Source organism: Lentzea indica (assembly GCF_012184385.1).
Lineage (GTDB): Bacteria > Actinomycetota > Actinomycetes > Mycobacteriales > Pseudonocardiaceae > Lentzea > Lentzea indica.
In genome coordinates this window covers 1-6,950 of record NZ_VSRL01000367.1, presented here as the reverse complement: position 1 = coordinate 6,950, position 6,950 = coordinate 1, and the positions used below count along the sequence as shown (strand labels likewise).

The following is a 6,950-nucleotide window of genomic DNA, read 5'->3' as shown; positions in this document are numbered from 1 at the left end:
GCATCGCCACCCTCAAGAACTGGCGCGTCCTCACCCGAGTCCGCGCCAGCCCCGAACGGGTCACCCACTACGCCCGCGCCATCCTCACCCTCGAACAACGCACCCGATCATGAGGATGGAAAAGGCTCGGTACTTGCGGACGCCGTTGCTTTCAGGGGTTCACCGTTGTCCTGGTTCGCCGCCACGCGATCACGATCAGCGCGATCAGGCCGAACAGCGGGAGGGTGCTGATGGCCCAGGACAGACCCATTGGCGGGCCGGGCTGCTCCATCACCTGGAGGTTCCTGAGCTCGCCGGTCGCCGCGCCCGCCGGGCCGTTGATGTCGAACCGGAAGGTCCACGTCCCCGGCTCGGGCAGCGCCTGGATGTCCAGGCCCCAGACATCGCGCTTGCGGGGGTGCCGCGCCAGCGGATCGTCGTCCTGCTCCTTGCCGTCCCAGATCATGGTCAGCGTGCCCGTTTTGCCCGCGATCCCGTCCTCCGGCGCGAACGTGAAGTCCAGCGACTGCATGGCTTTGACAGGCCAGGTGCTGAAGCCGACCGTCAGGTCGTACGGCCCCGCTTGCACCTTTTCGGTGTGGACGACGTTCACCGGCTCGAAGGCCAGCGCCGGGGATGCGAGGCCGGACAGCAGGGCGACCGTGCCCAGCAGTCCCAGCAACGTTTTACGCATGACGGCCTTCCTTTGCTGGTGCGAGGTGGCGCAGCATGTGGCCGAACCGCCGGCCGAGCATCCCAGCGGCGGCACCGAACGCCGCGCCGGCCACGATGGTCGCCACGTACCTGTCCGCGCTCGGGAAGGAGCCGCCGTAGGTGAGGATGCGCTGGAGTGGCGCGCAGGCCGTCACGATCACGCCACCGACCGCTCCTGGCAGCCACGCGGGCAGCTTGTGCAGCAGTTCCACGGCCACCGCGACGATGATCAGCGACATCGGGATCATGTTGGGCAACGCGGGAACGCCGTCGGTGTAGTCGCGCAGCGGCAGACCGGTGGCGTCCGCGTAGACCTCGGTCGCCCACGGCGAGAACCACCAGAAGACGGCTTGCAATGCCGCGACCGCCACTGCGACGACGATGGCACCGCCTCGCCGGTTCAGTGCGTGCGCGGCCATGAACAGGATCATCACCATCAGGAACGCCGTGCCCACGTTCACCGAGTTGACGATGCTGCGCGGCATTGCCTGCAGGCCGAGCACGGTCACCGTGCTGAACGCGAGCAGCACCGCCGCGGACCCGACCACGCCGTAGGTTCCCCAGGTCTGGTCAGACGCCACCGAGAAGATCATGACCGTGCCGACCATCGTGATCGAGATCGACAGCAGAAGGCCGATGTGCGGTGGTGACGCGATCACGGCGTCGAAGCCGTAAAGGCCGTGCCACCACTGGTCCCACAGGCCGTACACCAGGAACAGCGCCGCGCCGATGCCCGAGATCAGGTAGCCGACGGGCGCGGCGAACGTGCGGCCGAAGACGCCGACCGCGCGGCCGCCGACGATCGGGTCGACCGGCCTGCCGCGCTTGGCGTCCGCGGTCGTCATCAGCACGACGACCAGGCTCGCCAGGCCCGAGATCGCGCTGCCCGCGTACAGGAACAGGTGCGGCAGCGTGAAGAACGTGTCCGGCCCGACGTCGGAGTGCCATTGAATGTCCCACGTCAGGCCGATGAGCGAGATGAGGGTGCCGCCGAGCACGAGACTCGCCGGTACCACACCCCTCGGGACAGCAACCGTGGCTGGTGTCGTAGTCGCCGTGATGTCCACTGATCCCCCTTCAGGTGAGCAGGAGTGGGATGACCACCCGCTCGGTGTCGAATGACACGGTGATTTCCCATTGACCGGCCATGAACAGGTCGGCGCCGACCTGGTAGTGGCCGGGTTCCAGCGCCGCCGCGGTGATCGGGGCGAGCGCGTGGCCCATCTGCGGCATCGCCGGTTCGACCACCACTTCGGATCCCTGGGCGGGATTGCCGAACCGGTCGGTGATCCGCAGGTCGAACGAGTTGCCGCCGGACTTCGTGCTCGCAGGCGTGAGCAGAACCGGAGTTGCGCGCTTTCCGCGAGATGCGGCTGTGCCTCGACGCTGCGGGGCCACAGCACCACCAGCGTGCCCATCAGCGCGGCCATTGCGGCCAAGGCTCCCAGCACGTAGCGCTTCACTTCGCGGAAACCTCCTTCGCTCCCGGAACGTCGACGACCGCGGGTACCGTCACGATCGAGTAGTCCCGTTCAACCTGGATCCACACGAGATACCTGCCGGGCAACGGAAACGAGTAGGTGAACGGCACGTCCGGGCCGTACGCGGCCACGCTCTCGTCCGGCTGGTCGGGCATGCCCGGGGTCGGCGGGATCATCGAATGCACGTGCGCCCAGATCGGTGCGCTCACAGGACCGTCTGTCACCGGGCCGACGACGATCATGTGCCCGAGCATTCCCAGCCACGGCTGGAGATTCCGCTCGCCGAACCGGGCGGTGATCGTGCTCGGCCTTCCCGCTTCCCGGATTTCGGTTGCGACATCGGCTTTTCCGTCGTTCGGAACAACAGATGCCGCGCCGGAGACGTCGACGCTCGACCGCAGCAGCTGCACTCCCCCACCGCGCCGGGCGATCTCGGCGGCGATCGCGTGCGTGCCCTGCTCGGGATCCCGCAGACGAGCGCGGTACTCGCCAGGAGCCGTGCGGACCGGGTGCAGGTGCCGGAGATTCCCGGACGGGGACACGACCACGAGGTGGATGAACGCGCTGTCGTGCACCAGCAGGTCGTCCACCGGCCGGCCGGTGGACCCGTCGGTCAGGCTCAGCACGAGGTCCTTGCCTTCCATGCGGGGCACCAGGTTCACCGGCGGCCGCGAGAAGTCCACAATGGACGTACGCTGGTAGGGGTTCATGATGTTGTCGTACGTCGGATCCAGCTGCGTACCCGGTGCCGCCACCGGCGGAATGCTCGGCGCCAGCAACGCCGCCGTCACCGCCACGGCGGCCGCGGCGACCATGCCCGCGGTGGGGACGAGCGCTAGAACGGGCTTGCCGGACACAGCGAACAACAGCGCCACGAGCAACAGCACGCCGGCCGCGATGAACCCGCCGTAGGTCGCGTTCTCCCACGGCGACGGGACGATCGCCGGAACGACGAACGGAATGGTCGCCTCGTCGATCGCCAACTCCCACGGACCGGGCCTGTCCACGTGCACGACCCCCGAGTGGAAGCCGGGCACAGCACCGAGAACGACCTTGGCCGCACTGCTCGGCGCACCCGCGGCCCGTGCGGTCAGCGTGATCTCGCCCGGCGGTGAACCGGCGTGCGTCACCACGTCGACGTGCACAGGGCCGGGCACCTCCGCGACCCGCCGGATGATCACCGTGAGATCGCGGTCGCCGAGCGTCTGCCCGATGTGGACGTCCCCGCCGGCCTGGGCAGCGTCGGCCAGTACCGGTGCGGCGAACCCGAGGAGCGCCCCCAGCACGAGCAGCAAGATCGCAACACGTTGCTTCATCGCGACCGAACGTATCGATCATGGCGGACCGAAAGCGTCACTGCCGGGACGGAAACCGAGTCCCCCGCACGGGGGACGTCCGACCCCTGCGAAACGGGAGGTTCTCAGGGTGGGGATCCGGCAAGATGCACGAGCGATGGATCCGATCAAGCTGCCCCTGAAGCACCAGTCGAGACTGGTAGCGGCCGTGTGCATGGTCGCCGATGCCGGTTTCGTGCTGTTCGACGGCAATCCGCCGTGGGTGACGGCAGGTGTGCTCGTGGTGACCCTGGCGGTCGACGCGCTGCTGGCCGGTCCCGCGAGGTTGTCCGGCTGGGTCGCGGTGGCGCAGGCGGCCGTTCCGATGATCATCCTCTTCACGACGGGCCTGCGGATCTACGCCAACGACGCCGGGCAGTTGATCGCCGGTTACCGCGCGGGAGCCTGGCTGCGCGGCGCTCCGGCGTGGGCGTCGCTCGGCGTGCTCTCGGCCAGTCTCTTCAGCTGCGCGCTCTTCATGGGCGCTGGCCTGGCGCACGCGTTGCTCGTGGTGGCGAAGGCAGCGTTGCTGCCGTGGCTCGTCGGCCGGTACACCACGGCTCGCCGCGCCTACCTCGCCGAACTGGAGAAGCGTTCGGAGATGGAGAGGAGAGACGCGACGGCGGCGGTCACCAAAGCGATCACCGAGGAGCGCAGCGCGATCGCCCGCGACCTGCACGACGTGATCGTGCACCACGTGAGCGCGATCGGCCTGCACGCCGGTGCGGCCCGGCTGGGCCTGCCGGACGGCAACACGAAGCTGGCGGGCTCGCTGCGGTCGGTCGAGACCTCCAGCCGCGCGGCCATGGTGGACCTGCGGCACCTGCTCGACCTGCTGCACGGCGACAAGTCGGAAGGCGCGCGGCAGCCGGGGCTGGACAACCTCGACGAGCTCTTCGAGAACGTGCGCGCGGCAGGGACACCGGCACGCCTCGAGGTCCGCGGGCAGCATCGCGACGTGCCGGAGTCGTTGGACATCACGGTGTACCGGATCATCCAGGAGATGCTGACGAACGCGCTGCGGCACGGCGACTCGTCCGGTGTGATGGTGACGCTGGACTACACACCGGACTCGCTCACCATCACCGCGGAGAACACGGCCGGTTCCGGCAACGGCCACGCCGGGTCGGTGCGCCGCGGCCTGGTCGGGATCCGCAACCGCGCCGGCATGTTCGCCGGGACCACCCGCTCCGGACTCGAACCGGACGGGCGGACCTGGCGCACCGTCGTCACGTTCCCCCTGGAGGTGTCATGCCCTTGACGGTGCTGCTCGCCGACGACCACGCGATGCTGCGCTCAGGCATGCGCGCGATCTTCGACACGCAGCCGGACCTCCAGTGCGTGGCCGAGGTCGCCGACGGCAGGGCTGCCGTGACCGAGGTGGCACGGCTGCGCCCGGACGTCGCCGTGCTCGACATCAGAATGCCCAAACTGGACGGGCTTGGCGCGACCGAGATGATCCTCTCCGACCCGGCGAACCGCACGAAGGTCCTGTTGCTGACGACCTACGACAGCGACGAGTACGTGTACCGGGCGCTCAAGGCAGGAGCCAGCGGTTTCCTGCTGAAGTCCCTGCCACCGGAGGAGCTGATCTCCGCGGTCCGGGTGGCGGCACGTGGTGACGCGCTGATCGACCCGTCGGTGACCCAGCGCCTCATCGCGCGGTTCGCCGTCAGCCTCGCCCCTCCCCCGACGCCGCCGGGGCTCGAGCTGCTCACCGCGCGCGAACGCGAGGTTCTGCTGCTGATCGCGGCGGCGTACAGCAATGCCGAGATCGCGGCCCGGCTGCACGTCGGGGACGAGACGGTCAAGACGCACGTCTCCCGCGTGCTTTCCAAGCTGGGGCTGCGGGATCGGGTGCACGCCGTCGCCTACGCGCACATCAACGGACTAGTGCGCGCTCGTCCGCACTAGCGGAGATCAGGCCTCCCAGACCACGGGCGACTTGTCGTAGCCGTCACCACGGTTGTACGCGGCCGCCGCCACCTTCGAGCCGTCCGGCGCACCGCTCAGCACGCAGGTCTCGTACGACGCACCCGCCGTCGTGAACGTCTTCGGCGCACTGGTGGAGTCGCACTTCGGCGTGTCACCGCTGATGATCACGCCGGTGCCCTTGCCGTCGCCGCCGAGGCCTCGCAGGGAGACCGAGGTGTAGCTGAGGTCGGTGCCGCTCACGTTCTCGACCCGCACCCGCAGGTAGAACGGCGTGATGTTCTTCGCCTTGTCGCCGAACTTCGCGAGATCCTCCTTCGGTCCCGCCTCGATGGCGGTGACCGTGACCGCGATCGTGCCGCTCTTGCCGCTCGACGCGAGCGGGATCACCGCGCGGGCGCCGACCTTGAGCTTGGCGCCGGGAGCGGTGACGTCCCCGCCCGCATCGACCGGCGCGGCGGACGTGGCGGACGTGTCACTGGCTTCGGTGCTGGGCGTCGTCGTTTCGGTGGAGGCGGGAGTCGCCACACCGGAGGTCGCGGAACCGCAGGCCGACAGGAGCAGGCCCGCCGTCGCGGCTGCGGCGATGAACACGGGGCCTCGGGCGTGCGTCACTGCGGAACTCCTCGTACAGCTGGAAACCTGGGACGCAGAGGAGGCTAGGTCGAAGGTCATCACAGCGGTATCGGTCGTTCGCACCACACGCGGCTCAGAGGTCGTCGAGGCCGATCAGCCCGTCCTGGATCGCCCTCGCCACGAGCGCTGCCTTCGTGGGTGCCTGCCTGCCGATCGCGGCGTACTTGACCCTGATCCGCTCCAGGTGCGAGTTCACCGTGCTGAGCGTGATGTTCAGCCGTTGAGCCACGAACTCCTTCGACTCGGACTGGAACCACTCGACGAGGACCTCGGTCTCCCGTGGTGACAGCGCGGGACGGGTCTCTGACCTGTCACCCGCCAGCGCGCCCGCGAGCGCCGGTGGGGTGTACGAGTGACCGGCCGCGGCCGCGCGCACGGCCTGCACCAGGTGGTCGGCGCCCTCGGCCTTGGTCAGGTAGCTCAGCGCCCCGATCTCCAGGCACTGCAGGGCGATCTCGTCGTCGGAGCGCATCGAGTACACGACGACCTTGCGGCCGTCCTCGACGAGCTTGCGCAGTGCGGACGTCGCGGGCGTGACGCCGCCGAGGTGCAGGTCCAGCACGACCACCGAGGCACCGGCACCAGGACCGCTCCACGCCACGCCGGGGTCCTCGCCGCTCGCCACGAGTGCGATCGGTGGCTCCGCTGTGGACAGCCAATGCGCCACACCGGCGCGCACAACGGGATGGTCGTCGACCACGACCGCGGTCACGTCGTCCGCCATTTCGCCTCACTTCTCACCAGTCCGCTGTGGACACTCGTCTCGACCATGACCGACTCCGGTGCACCGAACGCTTCCGTCAGCACGGCCGGCGCGTCCGCCACCACCGCCACCCGCACCTCGGTGGTGGTGCGCAGCAGGCTCACCGTTCGC

8 protein-coding genes are annotated in these 6,950 nt (G+C 69.1%); 2 read left to right on the top strand and 6 right to left on the bottom strand.

Annotated features, from left to right (window positions below):
- Positions 1-151: 151 nt before the first annotated feature.
- From FXN61_RS45915 to FXN61_RS45900, 4 genes are all read right to left on the bottom strand, one after another.
- The gene (locus tag FXN61_RS45915; RefSeq protein ID WP_167980099.1) at positions 152-673 is read right to left on the bottom strand and encodes a hypothetical protein; all 522 of its coding nucleotides are present in this window, start codon (positions 671-673) and stop codon (positions 152-154) included.
- Positions 666-1,691, bottom strand: coding sequence for a hypothetical protein (locus FXN61_RS45910; protein WP_312878522.1), 1,026 nt, complete (start codon positions 1,689-1,691; stop codon positions 666-668). The genes FXN61_RS45915 and FXN61_RS45910 overlap by 8 nt, the downstream gene beginning before the upstream one ends.
- Positions 1,692-1,770: 79 nt before the next feature.
- Complete coding sequence (locus FXN61_RS45905) at positions 1,771-2,091, bottom strand: FixH family protein (RefSeq protein ID WP_167980097.1); 321 nt, start codon at positions 2,089-2,091, stop codon at positions 1,771-1,773.
- 61 nt (positions 2,092-2,152) lie between these two features.
- Positions 2,153-3,490, bottom strand: coding sequence for a DUF8832 domain-containing protein (locus FXN61_RS45900; protein WP_188136208.1), 1,338 nt, complete (start codon positions 3,488-3,490; stop codon positions 2,153-2,155).
- 136 nt (positions 3,491-3,626) lie between these two features.
- Between FXN61_RS45900 and FXN61_RS45895 the strand changes: the two genes are divergently transcribed.
- Positions 3,627-4,769 carry a sensor histidine kinase gene (locus FXN61_RS45895; RefSeq protein ID WP_167980096.1) on the top strand — a complete coding sequence of 381 codons (1,143 nt, stop codon included), beginning with the start codon at positions 3,627-3,629 and terminating at the stop codon, positions 4,767-4,769.
- Positions 4,760-5,422: a response regulator gene (locus FXN61_RS45890; RefSeq protein WP_167980095.1), complete on the top strand. Its 663-nt coding sequence runs from the start codon at positions 4,760-4,762 to the stop codon at positions 5,420-5,422. Before FXN61_RS45895 ends, FXN61_RS45890 begins: the two co-directional genes overlap by 10 nt.
- Before the next feature lie 6 nt (positions 5,423-5,428).
- On the opposite strand, the gene FXN61_RS45885 is transcribed toward FXN61_RS45890, so the two are convergent.
- Together FXN61_RS45885 and FXN61_RS45880 are read right to left on the bottom strand one after the other, a co-directional pair.
- A complete protein-coding gene (locus tag FXN61_RS45885; protein ID WP_167980094.1) occupies positions 5,429-6,055 on the bottom strand; it encodes a hypothetical protein in 627 nt (208 codons plus the stop codon).
- A 94-nt stretch (positions 6,056-6,149) separates the two neighbouring features.
- Positions 6,150-6,800, bottom strand: a complete 651-nt coding sequence (locus FXN61_RS45880; protein WP_167980093.1) for a response regulator transcription factor — start codon at positions 6,798-6,800, stop codon at positions 6,150-6,152.
- Positions 6,801-6,950: the final 150 nt, after the last annotated feature.